The 21,238-nt window shown below is 43.4% G+C and carries 14 protein-coding genes; 8 read left to right on the forward strand and 6 right to left on the reverse strand.

What is annotated here, in order from left to right:
- Nucleotides 1-22: 22 nt before the first annotated feature.
- The 4 genes from KIH87_RS00740 to KIH87_RS00755 all read right to left on the reverse strand — a co-directional run bounded on the left by KIH87_RS00740 (nucleotide 23) and on the right by KIH87_RS00755 (nucleotide 6,082).
- Nucleotides 23-1,366 (reverse strand): DUF2252 family protein, encoded by a 1,344-nt coding sequence (locus KIH87_RS00740; RefSeq protein ID WP_232359630.1) that lies wholly within the window; start codon nucleotides 1,364-1,366, stop codon nucleotides 23-25.
- 43 nt (nucleotides 1,367-1,409) lie between these two features.
- The gene (locus KIH87_RS00745) at nucleotides 1,410-4,070 is read right to left on the reverse strand and encodes a leucine-rich repeat domain-containing protein (RefSeq protein ID WP_232359631.1); all 2,661 of its coding nucleotides are present in this window, start codon (nucleotides 4,068-4,070) and stop codon (nucleotides 1,410-1,412) included.
- A gap of 17 nt (nucleotides 4,071-4,087) precedes the next feature.
- On the reverse strand, nucleotides 4,088-5,443 hold the full coding sequence (locus KIH87_RS00750; protein WP_232359632.1) for a KAP family P-loop NTPase fold protein: 1,356 nt from the start codon (nucleotides 5,441-5,443) through the stop codon (nucleotides 4,088-4,090).
- Nucleotides 5,444-5,575: 132 nt separating this feature from the next.
- The gene (locus tag KIH87_RS00755; protein WP_232359633.1) at nucleotides 5,576-6,082 is read right to left on the reverse strand and encodes a hypothetical protein; all 507 of its coding nucleotides are present in this window, start codon (nucleotides 6,080-6,082) and stop codon (nucleotides 5,576-5,578) included.
- A 191-nt stretch (nucleotides 6,083-6,273) separates the two neighbouring features.
- Here KIH87_RS00755 and KIH87_RS00760 point away from each other — a divergent pair, with 191 nt between their 5' ends.
- Complete coding sequence (locus tag KIH87_RS00760) at nucleotides 6,274-7,440, forward strand: hypothetical protein (protein ID WP_232359634.1); 1,167 nt, start codon at nucleotides 6,274-6,276, stop codon at nucleotides 7,438-7,440.
- A gap of 175 nt (nucleotides 7,441-7,615) precedes the next feature.
- On the opposite strand, the gene KIH87_RS00765 is transcribed toward KIH87_RS00760, so the two are convergent.
- Complete coding sequence (locus KIH87_RS00765; protein ID WP_232359635.1) at nucleotides 7,616-10,300, reverse strand: TonB-dependent receptor domain-containing protein; 2,685 nt, start codon at nucleotides 10,298-10,300, stop codon at nucleotides 7,616-7,618.
- 314 nt (nucleotides 10,301-10,614) lie between these two features.
- On the opposite strand from KIH87_RS00765, the gene KIH87_RS00770 reads away from it, so the two are divergent.
- The 3 genes from KIH87_RS00770 to KIH87_RS00780 all read left to right on the forward strand — a co-directional run bounded on the left by KIH87_RS00770 (nucleotide 10,615) and on the right by KIH87_RS00780 (nucleotide 14,354).
- Nucleotides 10,615-11,766 carry a serine hydrolase domain-containing protein gene (locus KIH87_RS00770; protein WP_232359636.1) on the forward strand — a complete coding sequence of 384 codons (1,152 nt, stop codon included), beginning with the start codon at nucleotides 10,615-10,617 and terminating at the stop codon, nucleotides 11,764-11,766.
- Between the two features lie 132 nt (nucleotides 11,767-11,898).
- A complete protein-coding gene (speA, locus tag KIH87_RS00775) occupies nucleotides 11,899-13,836 on the forward strand; it encodes a biosynthetic arginine decarboxylase (protein WP_232359637.1) in 1,938 nt (645 codons plus the stop codon).
- 272 nt (nucleotides 13,837-14,108) lie between these two features.
- Nucleotides 14,109-14,354 (forward strand): DUF6482 family protein, encoded by a 246-nt coding sequence (locus KIH87_RS00780; protein ID WP_232359638.1) that lies wholly within the window; start codon nucleotides 14,109-14,111, stop codon nucleotides 14,352-14,354.
- A gap of 123 nt (nucleotides 14,355-14,477) precedes the next feature.
- On the opposite strand, the gene KIH87_RS00785 is transcribed toward KIH87_RS00780, so the two are convergent.
- A complete protein-coding gene (locus tag KIH87_RS00785; RefSeq protein ID WP_232359639.1) occupies nucleotides 14,478-16,730 on the reverse strand; it encodes an acyl-CoA dehydrogenase in 2,253 nt (750 codons plus the stop codon).
- Between the two features lie 270 nt (nucleotides 16,731-17,000).
- Between KIH87_RS00785 and KIH87_RS00790 the strand changes: the two genes are divergently transcribed.
- The 4 genes from KIH87_RS00790 (at nucleotide 17,001) to KIH87_RS00805 (ending at nucleotide 20,985) form a co-directional block, all read left to right on the forward strand.
- Nucleotides 17,001-17,570, forward strand: a complete 570-nt coding sequence (locus tag KIH87_RS00790; RefSeq protein WP_232359640.1) for a hypothetical protein — start codon at nucleotides 17,001-17,003, stop codon at nucleotides 17,568-17,570.
- 489 nt (nucleotides 17,571-18,059) lie between these two features.
- Nucleotides 18,060-19,730 carry an acetolactate synthase 2 catalytic subunit gene (gene ilvG / locus KIH87_RS00795; RefSeq protein WP_232359641.1) on the forward strand — a complete coding sequence of 557 codons (1,671 nt, stop codon included), beginning with the start codon at nucleotides 18,060-18,062 and terminating at the stop codon, nucleotides 19,728-19,730.
- Complete coding sequence (locus KIH87_RS00800; RefSeq protein WP_232359642.1) at nucleotides 19,718-19,990, forward strand: ACT domain-containing protein; 273 nt, start codon at nucleotides 19,718-19,720, stop codon at nucleotides 19,988-19,990. Before ilvG ends, KIH87_RS00800 begins: the two co-directional genes overlap by 13 nt.
- A 65-nt stretch (nucleotides 19,991-20,055) precedes the next feature.
- Nucleotides 20,056-20,985: a branched-chain amino acid transaminase gene (locus tag KIH87_RS00805; protein ID WP_232359643.1), complete on the forward strand. Its 930-nt coding sequence runs from the start codon at nucleotides 20,056-20,058 to the stop codon at nucleotides 20,983-20,985.
- Nucleotides 20,986-21,238 lie beyond the last annotated feature (253 nt).

Raw genomic sequence — 21,238 nt, forward strand, 5'->3', positions numbered from 1 at the left:
GTTAGTCGTACTTATCTATTAGTTATCTGTCAGCAATAATTTGCTTTAATAATGCGCAATCTTGTACACATTGTGCTGCATATGTCTTGGCTAAAGACACTAAGTGATCTTGATGCAGAGGTAAAGTGTTTACCACGGATTGTTCAAACCGGGTCGAGCGACGATCACCACGACAATGAGCTAAGGCCAAGGCTTCACCACAGGTTCGGGCATAACTAGCCAATCCGGGTTCTTCACCTGTTTTGGCAAGGCCAATATGCTCAGGCTTGATGCCGACTTTCGCGTGATGACGAGAACGGACTAACCAGTGTTTGCCTTGCCACATGATATCGTCTAACACCAGATCGGGACGGCGTTGCATTCGCTGTTGGCACATTACCGTTAAGTGCGCCGGATTCAGCCTGTTTGCCGGACTGCATAGTGGGCTGTCATCAGCAAAATGCTGCGCAGGCGCTGCCACGCGTTGCTGCTTAATTTCAACAATATGGCATAGAGGTAGATCTTCAATACCCGCATAATCTTGTGGGCCAACCAGCAAATAATATCGCCCCATATTCACAGAACCCGTTCCTGCACCAAGGCGTTCTGATACATCCAAAATAGCGTCGTCCACATAGGGACTAAAGGTATGAATAATCTCGTTTTTTAATTCGTCTGAAACGGGCTTTAATTTAGCGGAAGGTTGGTTAAAAACCGGAAAGGTTTCCATATTACGAATAGCTTTAGCCAAGGCGCTTTTGGATGTGAAATTCTTGCCACCTGCCGCTCGTTTTCGGGCTTTTTCGGCGAATTTACGCAGCACATGGCCTTTGGGGAAATCCATCAATACACGCTGACGTCCGCTTGGGTCAGCAATCAATAAATCACAGGTGCAAATATAAGCATCAAGAAAGCCTTCCTGAGCTTCGTCGAGCTCTTCGTTGTTTGCGGCGATGAAGTCATCCAGTGATTCCAGCTCATCAGTAACATACTCACCAGCTAACAAGCCCTGACAATAATCCACAGTTAAATGTAGGCTGACCAAAAAGCGCAGTAAATCCCAACTGGCATTGCCGACACAAGCATCATCAAAATCATTGGGCGCAAACACCACATTGTCGCCGTGAGAACCTTCCTCGGTGAAGAAACCAAAATTGGAAATATGGCAGTCGCCCACAATACAGGTACGCAAGTGCTTGCTATTCAGGGATTCAGGTAAAGATACAAAGCCAGAACGTAAATCGGCATACATCAAACTGGCAGAACCGCGCATAAAACGAAAAGGATTCGTCGCCATCAGCTTATGCTTGGCTAAAGGCGTATCGCTGGTGGGACTCACCTTGTCGATACTCGTTAGTTCATCGCAGATTGTCTGGTGTCTTTGCATTCTTTTTGTTGTTTCATTTTCAGGAAAAGTTAAGCATTTTTTATTAATTGGTATAAATACGTAGGTTTTTGTTTGTCTTTTTCAAAGAATCAATATCAAGCGTGTTATATTGCTCTTCATCTAGTGTTAGTTGGCCTAATTGATTAAGCTTTAAAAGTGGTTTTATGTTTTTAATTGGGTTTCCGTTGATTCTTAAGAATTGTAATTCTTTTAATAAGGAAAGCGGTGTTAAATCTTCTATCTGATTATTGTCAAGGTTTAAAAAGAATACGCTTTTAAGAGATGATATAGCCGATAGGTCTTGAATTTTATTGTTTTGAAGTTCGAGCATTCTTAATTTTCTCAAAGGCTTAATAAAATCAATGTTTTTAATCTTTTGACTAAATACAGAAAGCACTTCTAATGATTTTAAGTTGGAAATAGGTGTGAAGTCCTCAACATGATTACTTCCAATCTCTAGCCGCTCAAGTGATCTGATATTACAAATAGGTGAAATATCATCAATATCATTGTTTCGTAATATTAACGTTTCGAGGTTTTTATGCTTGGAGAGACCTGCAAAGTGACTAGTATCTTTTAGATTACAATTACTTAAATCGAGCACAGTCAATGTTGGTAGTGCGAGTAGTTTGTCAAAATGCTCAGGTTTGAAAGCACTGCCTAACTTCAATATTTTAATCTCAGCATCAAGCATATAATCGGTTGAATTAAAGTTAGATGTCCAAAGACATCTTGTATAACTTAAAATATTTGATTCATGATAGAAATCAGGGATGAAAGATAATTTTTTCCAACACTCTTGAATTGATTTGCTTCTGTCTGAAAGTTTAAATTTTAGAGTGGGGTTCATTATTACTTTAACGTGTAATAAATCCCTGGTGTGAATGTTTTTCTCTTTAGCAATATCCGCAAAAAGAACGTCCTTCATTTTGGCTTGTTGAGTGCGAGAAGATTCCTCAAAAGCTAATTGCCAAACTTCTATCCAGCTTTCTTCGTTCGTACTTTTCTGAAATGTCTCAATATGTTCATCTTTCCATTCATTCCATTGCTGGCTTAAATAGTGTCCAGCAAAGTATTCTTGAAATGAGAGGTGACTAAAAGAAAAGAACTCTTCAGTTTTATTGGTTTCGGGATTTAGCTGTTGTCCTTTAGGGATTAAAAAACCTGTCCGTTTCTTTAAAAAAGTAATGAGTTTTTTTGCTTCGTCTATAGCTTCTTGTGGTAATCCATTGCCTTCGCATGAGTCACAAATTAAGTCTGCTAATTGACTAGCAAAAAAGGATAAAAGTTCGCTGTACCAAACAGTAATTAAGCGTTGCTGAAAGCCTGTTGTATAGTGTGTTGAGATATTTCCGTTTGAGTCTTCAATTTGAAACTCTTCCTCTACAACGTCGAATTGAGGATCCTTTTCTGCAGTCATAAGAGATTGACTTACAATCTCTCCACACTGCATTTGCCAAGCCAGCTTGCCCAGCCAAAGCTTGATATCGTCAAAATCATAGGCCATTTTGTCTGGTGTAAAACCGATATCTGTTTTTCTGGCACGATCCAGTGCTACCAAGTAAGTAGCTACAATGCGTTGATATAATTCGGCTCTACCATTAGGTAGTTGTCCTACCCGCCATTGAATAAAACAGATCATGGTCAGTAATACAGGATTACGGCTTAGCGCATCCAAATAAGGCGTTTCTGCACAAGTGTTACGCAAGGTTTCCGAAAAGGTTCTGGCATCGCTTTTCTTCGGTAAATATTGCTTAGTCCAGTTTTCTACATAGACATCTCGTCGGTTTTGATCAAATGGCGCGAGATAAAACTGTGGGTAAAGACTTTTTGTATGATAGTCAGTTATTCCCTCGTTAATTTTCGATGCTAGAGATTCTGAATCATCAGCATTTTCTGATAATTGGGTATTCTCAGATTTACTTTCTTCATCTTCAATATTTTTACGTAACTTTAAAAGCTGCCAAAAATCATAGCTATCAAAACCTACCACGCGCGCTGTCAGGATCAGGCGGACGCCAGGATATTCTGTTAAAAAGGTTTTTAGTTGCGATGATAACCAGCGCGATTTTTCGGTTGAGATTTCATCAATGCCATCGACGAGTAGAATGGCTTGCCCGGTTTTAAATGTGTCAAGCAATGTGCTATTAGCTTCACTTTCTTTAAGAGGTTCACCGATAGACCCCATGCTATTAATGATAGTGTCCAGAAAGTTGCTGTCTTCAGTATTCTTTTTACCTGCAAAGGGCAGCTTTCTTGCGGTAATGACGACAGGTAGTAATTCGCCCAGCCAACGTTTGGCGGTATTTTCACTGGTGTGAGACAGTGACAGAGACAGCCATTGAATAAAGGTTGATTTACCAATGCCGGGGTCGCCTAGCAGCGTGACACGAGGGTTTTCCTGAATCACTTTAGACAAATCGTTTAACTGTTCTCTATCTTCGCCTTTTTTCAGTTTGATAATTTCATCGGGGTCTATGCGTTTTTCCGATGCAGCGGGGAAGACATACAAGGAATCAAGCGTGATTTTATTGGATGAACCCGTGTATTCCTGATCATCCATAGCCAAGCCCTGGTTATCCAGAAAACGAGTGTCTTGACGTAATAGTTCCAGATAGCGACGTAACGGAGAGCTGTGTAACTTGATAAATTGTTTGCTATCAGGTTCAACAAATTGCGGTAATGGGGTAAATGGTGCAGTCATGATACGTCTTCTTGTTACTATTGATGACCATTATAGAGTCTGATCAGCTGTTTTAATACGTCTTTAAAGTCGGATTGTTGGCCTGCCAGGCCAATATCCTGAATGATTTTTTGTGGCCTAAAAATATTTAGGGACGAGGGGTGAACCCCGATATATTCAACTGATGGTTTAGGCTGCCTGATGCCATCTAATGGACTGTTTTCAATTGCTTCGTCGGCAAATTCGAAACTCTCATTGGTGAAATCATCAAGCTTGTCATAGAAATTGATATCCCATTCTAACTGTTCGTAGATTTGACGGTAGCTGACATACAAGCAGCTCAAGAGTGTAATGCCTTTCACTGCCAGAGCATTGGGAGCTTCATCCTGATACTTCCAGTTTCTTAGGTAGCTTGCCATTCTATTGATGGTCATTTTTACCCTGCGAGGGTTAGCGGGTAAGCAAGCGCTTTCCATAACCACATCTTTGATTTCACTCGCTGTGACGCCAATTTCAACAACATTTTCGTGCTGTTTGAATATCTGATTTAATTCTTTTTCTATCAGGTTTGCGCCCTGTTCTTGCGACATAAGTGGCAAGCGGTGGGCATCTTGGCAAAGCTTCTCTAAATATTCGACGCCAACAAAATGATGCGAGGCATTATCGCCCAGTTCTTTTTTCACGACTTGTTCAAGTTGCGATTGGTCGATCGCCATAACAATGACGCAATTGGGGATGCTGAGATACAGCTTGAGCCCTTCTAATAACTTTAATGCAGCCTCGGGTTGGCAGCGATCCAGGTCGTCGATAAAGATGATCAGCTTGCGTTTGCCTTCCTTTTTGTCTTTTACTAACGCACTGATAGCTTCCTGTAAGGCCAAGTGGATCATGTCTGTTGGCAACATACTCAGTAAGTTATCTTTCTCGTATTTTTCCCCTAGTTTGGGCAGGTTTTTAAAATCCGTTTGCGCGCCTGTTGCCGCTTTTATTACGGAGTCAAAAATACTGAGTGAACCCAGAAATGCCACATCTACCAGTTTTTTCATACTGCCTTTGAGCTTTTGTAAACGGGTGAACTCTTGCTTGATGGAATGCAACAAGGCAACGATGGGTTGGGCTTCATTTTGATATCGCCAGGCTTCAAACCAGATTCCAACGAAATGTTCTTTTGTTTGATTGTCTGATATTTCCCCTTTAAACGGCGGAGGACGATTGGTGAGCTTTTGATAAACCTGTGCCAGTGCGGATGTTTTACCACTGCCCCAATAGCCAGTAATCGCGATGGTTTTTGGTGGCTCTGACTGTTTTATTTCTTCGGCAATTTGACTGACAAAGTGACGATAGAAATCGTCAGTCTCCATGTATGGAATGTCATTGAGTGTTTTATGAGACATAGAAGAACTTCCTTGATGATGCCTTAGGGTATATAGCTTGCCATGAAAGCTAACCAGCGATGGGGGTAAAGTCAATGTTTCAGGCTAATTTATGTCTCCTTGTGCCTGAAAGTTAATCCATTTTCTGTGGCTCTACTTATCTAACTGCGCAGGCTTGTCGAACGCGGCATATAGCTGTCGACCATCTCTTGCTTTAAGGACTTGTACCTGTGGGTTAGAGCCCAGTATTTGTTGTACTTTGTCTTTGGGGATTTTGACGTCTTTTGCGATGCCATCGAGGGTTCTGTATTTAAATCGTGGATTTTTCAATGCCACGTTTAATACCTTGTCGATTTCTAATTCGGTGGGTTCTTTTTGTGTGAATTTTTCTTTGTCTGGCGTGGTTTTTCCCATCGTTTTCATTTGCTCTTCCAGTGCATCTAGCCTTTCTTTTATTGGGTCGAGATCTTGATCCAGATTATCTGCCAGATCGCTTAATTCAATAGATCTATCACCCCAGGTTATTTTCAGGTTGGAACGGTCTACCAGATTTCGGATCTGTCTTCTGGTTACGTAGATTAGAGTGCTTACCAGAATAAAGAGAAGGAAAGGCCAATCTAGCAGCTTGAGTACAATTTGCAGGGCTTCGGATTGTTCCATTGAATTTCTCTGTTTTTTACACTAAAAATAGTTGAGTCATTTCACCCGTCAAGGCAGGAATAGCATTGAATATGCTATACGTTGATATAACTACTCTTGTCATAATTTGCACGATATGAACTTAAGATTGTCATCAACATCATGTAGACTCGTGATTTTTGTACATACCTCATACTAGTTGGAGTGGAGCAGTGATTAACAGGTTGTTTGGGGTCGAGGGCTCTTTTTCTTTTATGCGCTTTTCCGGTTTAGGTTTTTCATTACTGAGCTTATTTACGTTTCCTGTATTGGCAGACGAGACTAGTGCTGCCGTGTTTCAAGATGCTCCCATTGAAATGAAAAGCATTTGGGTAAAAAACAGCGAAGGTAAGGTGGTTGAAGATCCGCAAACTTCTGCCTTGGTGTATTGGCGTGGACGTATTCTGAGTATTGGTGATGGTAGTGCTCGTCATGCCATGCGTTTGCAACTATTGCCTATTGATCCTGCTACCGCGCAGATGTCTGATGAAACGATTTCTCTGGTTCAATCTAAAGAAGTGAAAAATGGCTGTTTTAGCGGTTATCTTTCCTATGGCCCTGATTTGGAAGCGGTTGCGGCAGATCCTGATAATGACAAAGTCTTTATCATCGCAACTGAAGACGCTTATCGTTTTACTCTGAAAGACGAGTGTTTTAGAAAGTACGGTAATACTGGTTCTACTGTTCACCCTACCTTGTTGTTGCGTGCTGAATTGGTGTCAGACACCAAAGCCATGATTACGCATGTTAAGGCGGTGCGTTTTCCAAAAGAATACAAGGTGGGTAATTCACCGAATGATGGTATTGAAGGGCTGGTATTTGGCGCTGGACGAACCCTTTATTTGGGGTTGGAAAAAGATACCAAGGGTAAAGCGCGAGTGTTTGAAGTTAATGTAGATAAAGACTTCTGGAACCGTGATGAAATGGCGGTTGTTGCCGACAGCAAGCTATTAATGCCTGAGATCAACGATGGTGGAAACCATCCAATTAATGCTTTGGCTTATTATCCTACCAGCGACAAAGATGGGTTCTTATTCGCTGCTGCCCGGAACGATAATCAAATCTGGATTTTAGACACGGCGCGTAAAAAGCCGACGACTGTGGTGAAGATGGAATTTTTGGCTCAGTCGCTGGATGATGCTTGTCCTTCCTGGGAGAAGATGAATAACTACTCTATTGAAGGTATGACCTTTATTGATAATACCTTGTACATGATTAATGATCCCTGGAAAGTGAACTACCAAAAAAACGCTACCTGTAAAGCGATGGAGCCTTACTACAAGGCGATGGCGCCGTTGTTGACTCATGTTGATGTTTTGCCTGAGTGGGTGAGTCGCTAAGTGGATTGGCGTCATCCTGAACTTGTTTCAGGATCTTGATTTGCCTATGTGGAGTTAAGAAAGATGCTGAAATAAATTCAGCATGACGAACTCTATCCAGTGCATAGAAACCCCTCCCAACTTCCCTTAATAAGGGGAAGGTCGGGATGGGGTTCATGATTTTCTTACACTCTAACTAGAAAGTATAAGCGCCACGGATGTAGAACAGTCTACCTCTAGGGTCGTGGTGTTTAGGGTCGTAGCTAAAGTTTGCTGCGTCGTATAGCGCTGGTGGCTCTTCATCAAACAGGTTGATAAATCCAACTGTAATCTCCGCTAAATCATCGCCTAATTCCATGTTGTAACGGTACTGCACGTCAACAGGCATAAAGCTGTCGATTTTGTTCGTCAAACCTGTGGATTCAGGTACTACACGCGTGTTGGTGTAGCTGGATACATAGTTCACGCGGGCATAGATACTGTGGCGATCGTTTTGCCATTGCAACGATACATTACCTTTGGTTTCCGGCATGGAGCGAGCAAAGTTATTGTGGTTGAATAAGCCGGCTACGTCTGTATTCACGCCATTGAGCGGGATCTCGTATTTCAGGATATGCGCAATGTTGGTAGAAAGTTCCAACGAGCCACCGGCTAAATCCCACTCGTAGCTGGCTTCAAAATCGATACCGCTGGCGTCGATGGTTTCAGCGTTGAAATAGTTGGTGTACAAGCCTGCCAATTCACTGGTTGGGTCGTTCGGGTCAAGACGAATAATGTCTGATCCATCCGGGTCTGCGAGTAATTTGCCGTTGGCATCTTCAATGGTGATAACGTCTTTGTAATCCACACGCCAGTAATCCAAACGGGTTTGTAATGAATCACCATTCCAGACTACACCCAGGTTGTAGTTGGTGGCTTCTTCCGGTTTTAGATCCAGGCTACCGTTTTGTGTTTCGCGAATAAACAACGTGCCCCCACGAGGGATGATTTGACCGTTTTCATCACGTACAAAGTCGCCGTTAGTGTCCAGAACGAAGTCTTGCACGCCTTTGGTGTTTACGTTTTGCGCGTAAAACTGTGCCAGTGAAGGTTCACGGAATGATGTGCTGACAGAAGCGCGCACAATCATCTCGTCGGTCATTTTATAGCGCAGGGCTAATTTGGGGTCGAAGCTGCTGGCTGTATCCAATTCTTCGTAGCGAACGGCGATGTTTACGTCGAAGCCTTCTGCTACAGGCATCTCAGCTTCGGCAAAAGCCGCGTAGGCTTGGCGCGATTCATCAACCACATTCACGCCGCCCAGAAACAGAAAATCATTAGCGATGGGATTGCCGTTGGCGTCGTAATGAAGCTCGGAAATATCGTCTGGATCGACTTCATAGGTTTCGCGACGAATTTGAGCGCCTACTGCGAAGCTGGCTGTGCCTGCGCCCATTTCCATTAAGTCGCCACTGATCACACCATCCCAAACCAATAAGCTGGTAGAGGTTTCAGAGGAGAAAGCGGTTTTTGCCCATTCTTGAACCAACAGGTTGTCGCTGTCGAGAGGATCAAAGGGATTGTAGAGCAAGTCACCAGATTCTCCACCCATGCCAAGTACGGCCAAATCCAGCTTGGAAGGTGATAGATCTGGCTGTGTGATTTTGTAGTCGTTACCGCTGTAGGCAATAGAGGTTTGCCACTCTAAATCACCAGCCGTTAAGCCTTTTAATGCAGCTTCAACGCGCCATGTGTTGTTTTCCCTTGGTGCTGGTAAGGTGGTGCTTGGATCCAGGAATGGGTAAGGGCGGCCTAGCCAAACCACATCTGTGCCAAATGGGTTGTCTGGATGATCGGCAGAAACCGTTGGGAAGGTCAGGTTTGGATAGGATGGTACGGTGTAGTTATCCAGTACATCGTAGTCGGTGTACATACCCGTTACTGTCAAATCCATATTGTCGAATTCAGAATTAACCGAAACGTAAAACTGCTCGCGCTCTTCTTCGTTCACCACGTTGTAGTGCAAACCGTATTGGTAGCCACAGCGTGAGCCGTTAGGTTGAGGAAGTATGATCCCGCCAAAAGATTCACAGTTGGGTGCTGCCACGTTTTCACCGGCAGTGTATGAACCTGCATAAGGGCCGTCTGCAACGGTGACGGCTTCTGGTATTGAAAAGCTGCTTCCCAGGCTGCTAATCGCACGATTAACCAGTTCGGGACGCTCTCTGGAGTTCAGGTTGCTGCGTCGTAATAGGGTTCCAGCTAGTACAACATGAGTGCTGTTGCCAACGTCAAAGCCGCCTAAGACGCTCAGATTTTTGTCTTGCTGGCTGTCGCTGGTGGTGGTTTGCCACGAGCCTTCAACGCGAATGCCATCGAAGGACTTGCGGGTCATGAAGTTCACAACGCCCGCCACTGCGTCGGAACCGTAGGTGGCAGCCGCACCTTCTTTCAGAATATCGACTTGTTGTAAGGCGATGGCGGGAATTGAGCCTGTATCAACAAAGACACTGCCGTCTTGTGCTTTCGCGCCGCTAATGGTTTGGCGTTTGCCGTTAATAAGAACTAATGTGGATGAAAGCCCTAATCCACGTAAGTTCACGTTCGATGTACCCTGACTATAAAAACTGGTGAACGTGTCCGGTCGGTTCTCAGCACCGCTACTCACGGAGATTTGACTCACGATTTCGGAAACGTCATATGCGCCCAGATTTTTGATTTCGCTAGCATCGAAGATGGAGACTGGATTTGCTTCCGAGGTTTCAGAACCTTTTACGTAGCTTCCTGTTACTCGAATTTGTTCGACTCTATCTTCTTCTGCGGATTGCCCCAAAGCGGCAGGTGCAACGGCAATCGCCGTAGTGCCCAATGCCACAGCGACCGCATGACGAATTGATTTCATTGTTTTACCTATTCTTGTTAAGCCATATATAAGTGAAATTGTTGGTAGATATGCCGTAAATATTTACCGGTGACGTTTATATATAACTGGGCGTGGCTCGGGAATAGTACTTTAGTGCTGCTAATGTATAGCGTAAGTAAATACTTATCTTACACGTTTAATCCTGTTGTGTAGGTTTTATAGGGGATGCGAGCCTTTTCCTATGTGCTTCTGATGAATGTGAAGGGATTTTGCTTCTTTTTCATTTTTAAGTCGCCATTTTTAGGTAACAATGAAGGTATGTTCTGGAAGATATCAACAAAATTATGCTGTATATGCGCCGAATCTTTGTATTTTTAAGCTTTTCTCTTTTACTTGCTGCATCGACAAGTTTTGCCGAAGAGTATTTTCCGAGTCGATTCGAATGGCAGACGATATCACCTGCTCAAGCAGGGTTTAATCCTGAAAAACTGGAACAAGCCAAGCAGTTGTCTATTTCAAAGACGGTTGTAGAACCGCAAGATTTGAATCAGGTATTGCTCGATAACTATACTCCCAAAGAGCCGAATTACCGTGTGTTGGGGCCTACTGTACCAAGGAAAACGCCAGCCGGTATGGTACTAAAGAATGGTAAGGTGCTGACTTCCTGGGGTGATACCCAACGTGTTGATATGACTTTTAGTGTGGTGAAGAGCTATTTGTCCACGTTGGTGGCGATTGCGTTGCGCGATGGGCTTATTAAGGATGTTCATGACCCTGTGGTTAATTATGTACGGGATGGCAAGTTCGACAGCGGGAAAAACCGTGCCATTACCTGGCATCACCTAATGCAACAAACTTCAGATTGGCAGGGGACTTTGTGGGATACGCCTGATTGGGCTGACCGCCCGGTAGGGAAGTCATTAGAAGAATGGCAAAACAGAGAACTTTACCCAGCGGGAACCCACTTTAAATACAATGATGTTAGAGTAAACTTGCTGGCTTACGCGCTCTTGCAAGTCTTCCGTGAACCCTTACCACAAGTGTTACGCCGAGAAGTGATGGATAAGATAGGTGCGTCTAACACTTGGCGCTGGCATGGCTACCATAATTCCTGGATTGAATTAGATGGTCAGAAGATGCAGTCGGTTTCAGGTGGTGGTCACTTTGGCGGTGGCATGTTTATTAGTGCCGAAGATCAAGCGCGTTTTGGTTTGTTATTTTTGCGACATGGTAAGGTGGGAGATAAGCAGGTGATACCTGCTGACTGGGTTGAGAAAATCACAGTGCCTACCGAGGTTCGTCCTGATTATGGTTACATGTGGTGGTTGAACACTAACAAACGAATTAGCAAGGCTCCAAAAACGGCTTACTTTGCAACTGGGTTCGGTGGCAACTATATTTATGTCGATGATACAAACGACTTAGTCATTGTGTTGCGCTGGATACCTGAAATGGCGGATGTGATAAATGCATTCCTGGATGCTCAGGTTGTTGCGTTAAAATGAAATAAATCCATATGATTTTGTATCGGTGGGCACTATAATAGCGCCCTTTTTTATGTGTGCATACTTATGCACATTTTACTCTGATTATATGCGTCCTGATTGTATTGTTGGTTGGGGGTGGAGAATAAGCTTATGACGGATTGGTCTATTGCAGATGCGGAGAAACTCTATCGCGTAAAGCGCTGGGGTGGTGGGTATTTTGAAATCGGTGAAAATGGCAACTTGCAAATCACCCCGGATCCCACTAATCCCAATGTCAGGATAGATTTCAAAGCAATTCTGGAAGAGATTAAAGAAGAAGGCATTCAGATGCCTATCGTGGTGCGTTTCCACGATATTTTGCGCTCTCAGGTTGTTAGCCTTAATAAAACTTTCCGACGTAAGATGGATGAGGCTGGGTACAAAGCTTCATACATGGGTGTATACCCAATCAAAGTCAATCAGATGCGTGAAGTGGTTGAAGAGGTAGTTGATGCTGGCGAACCCTTTAACTTTGGCTTGGAAGCCGGCTCTAAAGCAGAATTACTGACCGTATTGGCATACAACACTAATGCTGAGTCTCTGACCATTCTCAATGGCTACAAAGACGAAGAGTTTATGCGCCTTGCGTTAATGGGACGCAAGATGGGACGTAAGATCATTGTCGTTATCGAAAAGTTCTCTGAATTACTGACCTTGACCAAATTGTCTAAACAGATCGGTGTTGAGCCGCTAATTGGTATTCGTGCCAAGATGTTTGTGAAAGGAAAAGGGCGTTGGGAAGGTTCTGGCGGCGACAAAGCCAAGTTTGGTCTTTCCACTTCTGAAATTATCAGCGCGGTTAATTTTCTGAATGAAAACAACATGGGGCACTGCCTCAAGCTGTTGCATTTCCATATTGGTAGCCAGTTGACCGATATTCGTGCTGTTAAAGATGCTGTGACCGAAGGTGCTCGAATTTACTCAGAACTGCATCATTTGGGCGCCAAGCTGGAGTACGTTGATGTTGGCGGTGGTTTGGGTATCGATTATGACGGTAGCCATTCAACCAGTGAATCTTCTCGTAACTACACCATGGAAGAGTATGTGGGTGACATTGTGTACGGCATGATGGAGCTGTGCGATATGGAAGATGTTCCTCACCCAATACTGGTGAGTGAAAGTGGGCGCGCACTTACTGCACATCACAGCTGTGTTGTGACCGAAGTGGTGAGTGAGATTAAACCGAACTATCAATCATTTGATACTTCTCCTGGTGAAGATGACCACTTAATCGTGAATAATATTCGTGATTTGGCGCAGAATCTGGATAGATACCCCAACTCGCAAGAAGTGTATAACGATGCCAGCGATTGGAAAGAACAAGCCATTAATGCATTCAAACTGAATGTATTGTCGTTGGGTGAGTTGGCGAAGGTTGAGACCCTATACTGGCAAATACTGAAGCAATTAGATAAGCGTCAGTTGAATGTTGATGTGAACGCGGATCTGATGTGGGAATTGGAAGAGCAATTAGCCTCTCAGTATTTGGGGAATTTCTCTGTGTTTCAGTCGGCCGCCGATACCTGGGCTATCGATCAGATATTGCCAGTTGTACCTCTAACACGATTAAACGAGAAGCCGACCATTAACTGTTCATTGGTTGATATTACCTGTGACAGTGACGGTAAAATTGATAATTTCATCGGTGATGGCGAGATCAGTAAAACCATTCCGATGCATCCATTGAAAGAGGATGAGCAATACTATATTGGCTTGTTCCTGACAGGTGCTTATCAAGACGTAATGGGTGATATGCATAACCTGTTTGGCCGTTTGAACGAAGTGCATATATACAGTTACGACGACGATCCGGAAGATTTCTACATCGAGGAAGTGGTCGCGGGCTCTTCGGTGAGTAATGTGTTGTCGATAATGCAATACAATCCTAATGCGATGGCACAAGACGTGAAGCGCATGATTGATAAGTGTATTGCCAATGGTCAAATCAAGCCGCGTGAAGGGGTTAAATGGATCGACTTCTACGAGGATTGCTTGAAGGGCTATACCTATTTGAAGACTAATTCGAAAGGCTCGTTGTCGGTTGAGTGATCTGATTTAGATATGCTTTAACGTCGGCCGCATGGAAGCGGCTGTGAAGCCTCAAGAGTGATTTATAGCAAGTCTCATTTTCTACTTTTCTCTTTCTTGATCCGCTTAATCTTTAATCTATTTCATCGAAATTTCATTAAATTAAATCAATATGCTCAATGTTTAGCCAATTATTTTGGTCATTTCCTAATGCGTGTGCTACATTTTGCAACGGTAATTTTTTGGGTCGCTATTTTCCAAGAGTAGAATAGCGTTGCTGAGAGGAATTCATAATGAAACTAATTATCGATGCTTTGTTAGGTGGAATGTATCTCGCTTCTACAGAATCACAAGGCAACGTTACTCAGGTCAAAGAAAGTTGCGATACCCCCATTTGTTTTCAATGTATTGAGCAAATCAAAGCCTATTTTCATGAGCATTCTTTCGATGAAGTCATCTTGAGAGAAGACTCTCTCATCGATGAACTTATGGGTTTTTCTTCTTCTGAACAGCAAACGGTAACAACATTAAATTGGTAGCTGTTTTTCTGGTTTAATTTTTCACCGTCCGATTCTATTTAGATTAAATAAATAAAAAAAGCCCCGAAACAAGAAATTGAATCGGGGCTTTCTGTATTTGGATAACTTCTATAGCAATTGATTTTATGCTGCTGGCTTATGCTCGAAAGAGCTTTCTTCCTTAGCGTCAGACAACAAATTTAAATCGAAGTCGTATTCATCAACACGTACTGCAACTTTGCGTTTTTCGTTGTAGTCAGTCACGGCTGCAACTTCTGTTGAATCCAAATCACCACGTTTTTGTAATTCAACCAACATGTCGTCGAAGCTGGTTGCTGGTGCAACTGGGTTGCTGCGTAAAGTCTTCTGAATCTTGTTCAAGATAGGCAGCACTTTATGCTTGGCTTCAAACGCTTGAGTATTGATGTCGTAGCCATCGCCTTCAGTAGCTTTAACCAGATGAGAAATTTGCGCTTTGAACGCGTTATTTTCCATGCTGGCTTCTGCCAATTGGCGCACCAAATCGTCAGAGACACCTGTTGTAGCGTTGCTGTAACGCTTGGTGATAAGACGCATCAGGCCACGAGCAGCAGAGTTCGGGAAGTTATCAACGAAGTCTGCTTGAGCTTTTTCGCACTGCTGTAGAGCCCATGCTACACCGTACTCGAAGTAAGGTTTGGCTTGATCTCTGATGCTTGCATCAACTTTTTGCTCGTAGTAACGAATCGCTGCCATTGTCATGTACATGTAGCTCATCATGTCACCCAAGCGAGCAGACAGCATTTCAGCTTTCTTCAAGTTTCCGCCCAGTACACCTAACGCAAGGTCTGCCATAGTCGCCAGGTTAGCTGACAACTTGCTCATACGCTTCTCGTAAGGTCTTACTTCAGCCAGTTTAGAGCTTTGCTTGCGGAACATTGGCAAGTAGCTTTGGAACAAGCTGCGGAAACCATTTGCAACGCCGTAATTAACGGTTTTCATCAATACGCTGTTGAACTTGGAATCGGCACCTTTTTCGTCACTGTGAATGAGTTCAACCATATCTTTCAGGTATGGGTGACAACGCATTGCGCCTTGACCGAAAATCATCAAGCTGCGAGTCAGGATGTTCGCACCTTCTACCGTGATAGCGATTGGCTGTGCCTTATAAGCGCTCGCCAGGGTGTTTTGAGGACCCATTTGAATCGCTTTACCACCTTGAATATCCATCGCAGAGATTAATACATCGCGACCTAATTCAGTAATGTGGTATTTAGCCATTGCTGTAATAACTGAAGGTTTCAAGCCTAAGCCCAAGCCTTCAGTGGTTAGAACACGCATTGACTCAAGCAGGAAGGTTTTGCCAGCCATGTCAGCCAGTTTTTCCTGAATACCTTCAAAACGACCAATTGGAACACCAAATTGTTCACGAACAAATGAGTATTCAACCGCTGATTTCAGTGCGGCTTGTGCTGTTGCTGTACCCATTGCTGGAAGAGAGATACCACGACCAGCACCAAGACAGGCAACCAACATTTGCCAACCACGACCAATGTTTTTCTGACCGCCGATGATGAAGTCCATAGGAATAAAGACGTTTTTACCGCGTGTAGTACCGTTGTAGAAACGAACATCCATAGGATTATGGCGGTTGCCCAATTCAACACCTGGGTGTGATTTAGGGATTAAAGCACAGGTGATACCCAGTTCAACTTTGTCGCCAATCAGACCTTGAGGGTCGAATACTTTAAACGCCAAACCAAGTACAGTAGCAATAGGGGCTAGAGTGATGTAACGCTTGTCCCAGCTTACTGACAAGCCGATAACCTCTTTACCTTCCCACATGCCTTTGGTAACGATACCTGCATCTGGAATTGCACCCGCATCTGAACCTGCGTCAGGCCCAGTTAGTGCGAAACAAGGAATATCTTGACCAACAGCAAGCTTAGGCAGCCAATATTGTTGTTGCTCTGGCGTACCATAATGCATCAGCAATTCACCTGGGCCCAATGAGTTGGGAACCATAACGGTGACCGCAACCGTACTGCTTTTGGATGCCAACAAAGACACAATAGTCGAGTTTGCATAAGGACTGAATTCCAAACCACCGAAGGCTTTAGGAATAATCAATGCAAAGAATTTGTTGGCTGATAGAAAATCAAGAATATGTTGAGGAATATGAGTCTGGTGTTGCAACTCATAATCATCAACCATATCGATAACCTTTTGCACAGGGCCATCGATGAAAGCTTGTTCCTCGGCGGTAAGTGTTGCTGCCGGGATATTACGTAAACCAGCCATATCTGGCTTACCTTGATAAATAGAAGCTTCTAACCAAATATCACCGGCGTCTAAGGCTTCTTGCTCAGTGATTGAAATAGGAGGTAGTACTTTCTTTAAACTCTTACGTATGCTCATAATATTAACTCATCCGACATCCGACCAGTTGGTGTAAGTATGATTCAAACGCGCGTTTTGATCAAAACTTTTAACAACTTTTTTACTAATTTGTTTGAAAATTCAATAAAAACAAATGGTTATTAAGGTTAAAAATTTTCGTGAAATGATACGTTTTTGCTTGTTTCGACTTGAAAAGTGTTGTGTGGAGATGTTTATATATTAAGCGTTTTATCTCTTTTCCGATAAAAATAGCTCTCATAAGGTTCGTGTTTTGGTGATGTTGAAATAATGAAAGTTGCAAATCCACAAGGTAAAGGTTTGGTTGCTGTCTTCAAGGATTGGCATGCGCCTATTGTCATTGAGGAGCAGCGCGACCTTTCTACATTGGTAAAAGACTATCTGTTGTCCTTAATGGTGTTGTCAGCCAAATTCAAATTTCGCCCGGTGAGAGATAAAGAGTATTACCTGTATTTAAAGAGGGGCGAACTCATCATGACCCTGATTGAGCCTGAAAAGTCCGGTGAACGTTTCGGCAAATATGTTGGTAGCTGTTATATAAAGCCAGAGCTTACCTGGGGGCTTGAGTTTTCCGAATTATCTAAAACAGACCCTGACATTCAAGATTACATTCAAAGCTTCTACAGGGGGTTTGAGGATCACCACGGCCAGAATGTCGACTTGCTCTCCCTTCTGCCTTTCTTTGAAGAATCTCTGCCTTTTTATGCACGCATGTATGCCAATGGCTTGGCAAAGAGTATTGAACAGGGAATGGTGAGCTTGGGGATGGGGAAAATAAAAGCTAATTTATTATTGAATAACTCTGAAAGTCTGCAATTTATCTTACCTCATAAGGGATGATAATTCGTACGAAAAAAGCTATATGTGCAACCATCATTTTTTACAAAAAAGATACATTATCAACATTTTTGTAAAAATTTAAGTTGGGATGTGTATCCTAATTAATTTCTTAAAATATCGAATGATTCCAATTTTAGATCCTTTTATTGACCGGATATTAGGTTTTTTATCCTAATTTTTCGTTTTTTTAAATTTGATCGAAATTTGTGCTTGCCCAACGCGAAAGTCTTATGTTATTTCTAAAAAGGTAACGAACAAACGAGATATTCTTTTCATGCAATTAGCCCACGTCACAAAACGCATTTTGAAAGCAAACGCTGCTCGCGTCGTGCTCGTGGTACTCGTGGTGATTATTAGCTCACTGCGGGGACGGCTATTGGCATGAACGAGTAGGTCAGAATAGCGAAACCCCCGCACGAAAGTCCGGGGGTTTTTTCGTTTTAGGGCTCCAAAAATTTTAAACATCGGTGTTAAGGGCACTCAGCAGTAATGAACGGCGCACAATACATATTGAAGTTTCTAGAGCAGCAAAAGATTAAATCGATCTTTGGCTACCCGGGTGGTGCGATCATGCCGTTGTATGATGCGTTACTGGACTCAACCGTTGAGCATTATCTTGCCAGACATGAGCAAGGTGCAGCGTTCTCGGCAATTGGCCATGCCAGAGCAACGAATCAGGTCGGTGTTTGCGTTGGTACGTCAGGGCCTGGTGCTACCAATTTGCTAACCTGTATGGCTGATGCCAAGTTAGATTCCATTCCCTTATTGATTTTAACCGGACAGGTGGCGACTTCTGCGATGGGTTCCGATGCCTTTCAGGAAGTTGACGTGCTGGGATTGTCTTTGAGCATCTGCAAGCATAGCGAATTGGTAACAGACATTGCTGATTTACCCAATGCATTGGAAGAGTGCTTCCGATTAACTACCGATGGACGCCCTGGCCCAGTATTACTGGATTTACCAAAAGATGTTTTGTTAGCGGAAGTGCCCGAGGTACTTCTTGAAGCCAAGAAAACCGTTGAAATGTCCTTAATTACTAGTCATTCCGACGAAGTAAAGGCTATCAATAATCTGCTACAACAAGCCCGCAAGCCATTGCTTTATGTTGGTGGTGGAATTGGCATGGCTGGGGCAACGCATGAGTTGAATGCGTTTATTGAAAAATCGGGTATCCCGTCTGTTGCTACATTGAAAGGTTTGGGCTGCGTTGCTTCTGCACATCCTGGGTATTTAGGTATGTTGGGCATGCATGGTTGGCCTGCTGCCAATATTGCTGTTCAAGAGTGTGATGTATTGTTGGTGGTCGGTGCGAGATTAGACGACCGTGCTACCGGTAAATTGGCTGAGTTTGCCCCTCACGCCAAAGTTGTACATATCGACATTGATGAAGCCGAGTTGGATAAGCGCAGAATCGCTGAAATTGCTTTGCAAGCAAATATAAAAGAGATCCTGCCCTTATTAACAACCAATTTGGATATTCAGCCATGGAGCGATGAGCTTCAAGCGTTGAAAGCTGAGAAAGCTTATTCTTATAGTGATTTTTCTGAGCATGGACGACCTGACGCACCTTCGGTATTGCACTATTTGAGCGAGTCATTGCCGGAAGATAACGTTGTGGCTTGTGATGTTGGTCAACATCAGATGTGGGTTGCCCAACATATGACTTTCCGTCGTCCTGTTGATCATTTAAGTAGTGGTGGATTGGGCACAATGGGCTTTGGTCTGCCAAGTGCTATCGGAGCTCAGGTAGCGAGACCAGAGTCTACAGTAGTAACAATATGTGGTGATGGCTCATTCATGATGAATGTTCAGGAGCTTGCCACATTAAGACGTTACCAATTACCGGTAAAAATTGTGGTAATGGACAACCAGCGTCTGGGCATGGTGAAGCAATGGCAAGAGCTATTCCATGAAGAGCGCTACAGCGAAACGGATTTGTCCTGTAACCCACCTTTCAGCGATCTGGCTAAGGTCTTTGGTCTGGAAGCTCGGGTGCTGGAAGACAATGCTGATACCAAAGAGGCATTGGACTGGTTATTACAAACAGAAGGGCCAGCGTTACTACATGTTCGCCTGGATGAACAACAAAACGTTTGGCCCATCGTGCCGCCAAATACAGCAAATCACAAAATGTGGGAGCAACCATCATGCACAGCTTGAAACTAGAGGTATACAACAAACCAGCAATACTAGAACGTGTTTTACAAATTATCCGCTATCGCGGTTATAATCTGATCAGTCTACAAGTTATCCCCGATGGGATGGATATGTTGACAGTCTTGATCACAATTGATGGTATGCAACCTGTTAGCAAACTAACCAATCAGCTAAATAAGTTGTATGATCTGGCGCGCATTATTAATTTGAACCTGGCACAACCAGAAGAAACAACACAACAAAAAGCTTTCCAAACAGCTTAACGCGATTTTTAGAACATCTCATTGCGAGTTGTTGTGTTGCCAGGCGGTATAAAATAGGAACAAAAATGGCTAAGAAACTCGCTGACTTAATTTGGTTTAACGGTGAAATCATTCCTTGGGAAAAGGCGACTGTGCACGTCATGACTCACGCGATTCACTACGGTTCATCAGTATTTGAAGGCATTCGCGCCTACAACACGCCTGACAGAGGTACATGTGTATTTCGTCTGGATGAACATAACCGACGTTTATTGGATTCTGCGAAGATTTATCGCATGACCATTCCATACACGTTGGAGCAAATTAACGACGCTACTAAAGAAATTATTCGTAGTAACAAACTGGAATCTGCTTATATCCGCCCAATCGCTTACTACGGCGATATTGGTATGGGTTTACAAGTTCCTTTTGGCACTGAAACTGATTTGGCAATTGCTGCATTCCCATGGGGCGCTTATTTAGGTGCAGAAGCGTTGGAAAACGGCGTTGATGCAGGTGTTTCTTCCTGGAATCGCCTGGCTGCCAACACTATGCCAACAGGCGCTAAAGCAGGTGGTAACTACCTGTCTTCTCAATTAATTTCTATGGAAGCGCGTCGCCATGGTTATGGTGAAGGTATTGCTTTGGATGTAAATGGCTACGTGAGCGAAGGTGCTGGCGAGAACCTGTTTATTATCCGTAACGGTGTGGTATCAACAACACCAAAAACAGCGGCGATTTTGCCAGGTATTACTCGTGATACCTGTATCACACTAATGAAAGACATGGGATTGGAAATCAGAGAAGAGAATATTCCAAGAGAAGCTCTATATCTGGCTGATGAAATCTTCATGTGTGGTACAGCCGCAGAAGTAACACCAGTACGCAGTGTTGACGGCATTAAAGTTGGCTCTGGTAAACGCGGCAAGATCACAGAGCAAGTACAAAGCACATTCTTTGGCTTGTTCAACGGTAAAACCGAAGATAAATGGGGTTGGTTAACGCCTGTAGAATGAAAGGGTTGAGACTCTATTATTGAGTGTTCGCACTTGCTCTATTCTATATTTACCTCATTAAAGGCTTATTGGCAGCACAGAAAAGATACTCTTCTTGACTGTGCTGTTGTGCTTCCTCGTGCGCTCAAATGCACAGTTGCAGTAACTAAGTCCAATTCACAATTAAAACAGTACGGCTTTTAGAATTATTGTTCTTCTAGCCGTATGGCTACTAACAATTATTTATTAAAGGTGTACTACAGTGGCAAGAAAA

It is taken from the genome of Paraneptunicella aestuarii (assembly GCF_019900845.1).
In the GTDB taxonomy this organism is placed as follows: Bacteria; Pseudomonadota; Gammaproteobacteria; order Enterobacterales; family Alteromonadaceae; genus Paraneptunicella; species Paraneptunicella aestuarii.